Source organism: Desertibacillus haloalkaliphilus (assembly GCF_019039105.1).
GTDB classification, from domain to species: Bacteria; Bacillota; Bacilli; order Bacillales; family KJ1-10-99; genus Desertibacillus; species Desertibacillus haloalkaliphilus.
In genome coordinates, this window is the sequence record NZ_JAHPIV010000632.1 from 1 (window position 1) to 322 (window position 322).

Annotated in this window: 1 protein-coding gene and 1 pseudogene; both read right to left on the reverse strand. The window is 42.2% G+C overall.

Annotated elements, in window-relative coordinates:
• Positions 1-175, reverse strand: a pseudogene (locus KH400_RS23615) (pyridoxal phosphate-dependent aminotransferase); the annotation flags it as partial.
• Positions 176-322, reverse strand: a 147-nt coding sequence (locus tag KH400_RS23620; protein WP_498067649.1) for an Lrp/AsnC ligand binding domain-containing protein, incomplete at its 5' end; no start/stop codon positions are given.

Genomic DNA, 322 nt, shown 5'->3' on the forward strand with positions numbered 1-322 from the left:
GTCCTTGCTCTAAAGACATAATACTGGCTTCTCTCACATTCCAAGCTGTCACGAAATCCGGTTCGCCGACGCCGAGGGAGATAACCCCTTCCATTGTGGCTGCCAAATCAAAGAATTTCCGAATACCTGACGGCTGAATGCTTTGTACCGTTTCAGATAAATAAGACTTTTTCATTTAAGGAGACACCACGATTCTTTTGTCATCGTCCCCTGTTTCAAAGACTTTCCCATCATGCTTATATCTTTTCAAAATAAAGTGGGTAGTGGTTGAAACAACAGAATCAAGTGTCGATAATTTTTCAGATACGAAGCGGGCGATATC